This window comes from Myxococcus vastator (assembly GCF_010894475.1).
Taxonomy (GTDB): Bacteria; Myxococcota; Myxococcia; order Myxococcales; family Myxococcaceae; genus Myxococcus; species Myxococcus vastator.
Genome location: NZ_JAAIYB010000717.1, coordinates 1 through 2,660, shown reverse-complemented (window position 1 = coordinate 2,660; position 2,660 = coordinate 1). Strand labels below are relative to the sequence as shown.

3 protein-coding genes are annotated in these 2,660 nt (G+C 65.3%); 2 read left to right on the top strand and 1 reads right to left on the bottom strand.

What is annotated here, in order from left to right:
* Positions 1-69: 69 nt before the first annotated feature.
* Positions 70-405, bottom strand: a complete 336-nt coding sequence (locus tag G4D87_RS36480) for a DUF262 domain-containing protein (protein WP_163787400.1) — start codon at positions 403-405, stop codon at positions 70-72.
* A 188-nt stretch (positions 406-593) separates the two neighbouring features.
* On the opposite strand from G4D87_RS36480, the gene G4D87_RS36475 reads away from it, so the two are divergent.
* Positions 594-986 (top strand): hypothetical protein, encoded by a 393-nt coding sequence (locus G4D87_RS36475; protein ID WP_163787399.1) that lies wholly within the window; start codon positions 594-596, stop codon positions 984-986.
* A gap of 61 nt (positions 987-1,047) precedes the next feature.
* Positions 1,048-2,472 carry an ISKra4 family transposase gene (locus tag G4D87_RS36470; RefSeq protein WP_338045025.1) on the top strand — a complete coding sequence of 475 codons (1,425 nt, stop codon included), beginning with the start codon at positions 1,048-1,050 and terminating at the stop codon, positions 2,470-2,472.
* Positions 2,473-2,660: the final 188 nt, after the last annotated feature.

Here is a 2,660-nt window from a genome sequence, read left to right as displayed (position 1 = left end):
CGCGGGCCCAAGCCACGGAAGAAGAAGGGCTACGCATCAGGAAGCGAGGTGCGCCGACAGGTCGCGACGTCACGCGTCCTCGCTGCCGGCACCGTCGATTACGTCAAGCAAGATGTTTAAAGGGGTGGTTGTGAGCCGTTGTTGCCCGTCGACGATGTAATACGGTGTGAAATTCTTTGAACGAATGATCCAGAGATCGTCTGACCACTTCTCGAAGTCGGACGGATTGACTTCCTCAAGAGTCAAGACCCCTGTGTAGTGCGCGCGATCCGGGGCAAGGAGGGTCAGGTCTGACCAGAAATCTTTGAGCTGTGCTTCCGTCCAGGAATACCCTCTTTGATAGTCTGGGATACGGAAGAGGTTTTCAGTGAAGAATTTCGAAAGAGATAGTAGCTCTGTTTTCATGTGTGCTTGGTGCGAAGGGGCTGGTGGATGCTCGCTTATGGCATGCCTGTGATGCAAGTGAAGGATGGGTTTGTTTTGACTCTGGGTGTGTGGCGCCCTGGGTTCGCGTGGCATTGGGGGCGCAATTTGTTCGGACTTGATTGAGGTGCCGAGCCATTCGTAAAAAGTGTCCCCATAAAGAGAGGTGAATGCCTGCACCTCTCTCCAGAGCCCGCGTCTTCACCGTCCAGAAGGACGCCTCAGAGCCCACCGAGGGCGCGCCGCGGCTCGACACCTTCCGCGCCAACGACGGCGACTTCGACCGCTACAACGACCGGTTGAGCGTACAGGGCTGGATGTTGGACGCCTTCAACGCCAACCCCGTCATCCTCTACAACCATGATGACGGTTCCGGCGGCCTCTTCGGCACAGGCCGCAAGGACGTCCTGCCCATCGGTAAGGGGCGCGCCTACATCCAGGGCGATGCCCTCCTGGTGGATGTCGAGTTCGACCAGGAAGGCGACTTCGCGCGGAAGGTCGAGAGCGGGTGTGGCTCCGGAACTGAGCAACGAGTGAGCAGCCAGGCAGGGGGCTCACTGTGAGCCTGGTAGTCGGCAGAAAGAGAGGTTTCTGGTGGGTTGGGCCACTGGAGGACGTCCAACGATGCCAAAGGTCACCATCGAAGTGCCGGAAGGGTTCGAGGACAGCGTCAAGGAGTTGGAGGAGACGCTGAAGTGCGCCCACCGAGGTGTGGGGGCGAGCAGAGGGGACCTGGCCGCGTTCGACGCCGCATGGCAGGAGGTGAATGCCGGAGCGGAGCGGACGGAGCGGTTGGTGAAGCGGAGGTTGCTTCGAGGGCTCGACCTCGACGCGGCGCGAGTCCTCATCGACGGCCAGCCCTACGTCCGAGTCGGACGGTACGCGGCGACGTACAAGACGCGGCAAGGCCCCCTCGAAATAGAGAGAAGCCTCTACCGGCGGGTGGGTGAGAGCAATGGCCCCACGGTGGACACCATCAGCGTGCAAGCCGGGTGCGTGGCGGACGGCTGGTTACCGGAGGCGGCGGTGCCCATGGCGTACCTGCTGGCCCTGGGCACCTCGCGGGAGGCGGAGGCGACGGCGCGTCAGGTGGGCGTGCTGCCCTATTGCCGTGCCTCCTTCGAGCGAGTGGGACATGAGGTGGGAGCGCAATACGGTGGCCAGCGGCCCCGGGTGGAGGCGGCGCTGGCCCGAAAGCAGCGAGTGCCCCGAGGCACCCGCGGTGTGAGTGTCAGCATGGACCGGGTGGCCGTGCCGATGGAGGAGCCGAAGAAGCGGCCAGTGGGCCGCCCTCGCAAGGGCGCCCCCACGCGCCCGGTGGACGTCGTCTGGCGCATGACCTACGCCGCCTGCCTCACCTTCCATGACGCCCACGGCGAAGCGTTGGGCACCCTCCGCTACGGGCGGATGCCGTGGGGCGATGCTCGCGAGGTTGCCGAGCGCCTGGCCCTCGACGTCCAGGCTCTGGTCTCCAGACGGCGCGGCCTGTCCGTCGTCGTCCTCACCGATGGTGCTCCTGAGTTGCACGCCCTGCTGGACGAGGCGCTGGCCACCCATGCCCCAGCGGCCAAGAAGCCGGTGTGTCTGGTGGACTTCTGGCACCTGATGGAGAAGCTCGGAAGTGCGGCGCGCGTGGTGGCTGGGGAAGAGGAGGCCTCCGCGCTGCGCGAGAAGTGGAAGTTGCCCCTGCTCAACACGCCCGGGGCGGCGTGGACCATTGCCATGGCGTTGCACGCCAGCGGCAAGCGGCACGCCGTCCTCAGGGACGGCAAACCGATGCACGAGGCCCTCACCTACCTGGAGAACCACGGCGAGCGAATGCACTACGCGGAGGCGCGAGCGCGGGGGCTGCCCATTGGCAGCGGCAACGTGGAGGCAACCTGCAAGTCTCTCGTCACCCTGCGCATGAAGCGCCCTGGTGCCCGCTGGAAGGAGGCGTCCGGTAAGCACATCCTGGACTTGCGCGCCCTGGTGCTCTCGGAACGGTGGGACGCGGCCATGCACCTCACGCTTGCGCCGCAGCGGGTCGAGGTGCGGCGCGCAGCATGAGCAGGATGGGAGCCACACCCGCATGAAGGACCCGGCGAGGAAAAGCGGGCCTCCTCGGATGGGAGAGAGGCGCGTTCCTCGCGGCGGGGCGTGCGGTCCCTGGCGCTTCGTCGGCACGCCGCATCACCTTCGACGTGCGTCGGGACCGCCATCTCCCGCCCCTGTCAGAATCGCGGACGGGTGGGGGG

Excerpts from the sequence above, each read along its gene's own strand:
- G4D87_RS36480 (WP_163787400.1), bottom strand. The coding sequence starts at position 405 with ATGAAAACAGAGCTACTATCTCTTTCGAAATTCTTCACTGAAAACCTC.
- G4D87_RS36475 (WP_163787399.1), top strand. The coding sequence starts at position 594 with ATGCCTGCACCTCTCTCCAGAGCCCGCGTCTTCACCGTCCAGAAGGAC.
- G4D87_RS36470 (WP_338045025.1), top strand. The coding sequence starts at position 1,048 with ATGCCAAAGGTCACCATCGAAGTGCCGGAAGGGTTCGAGGACAGCGTC.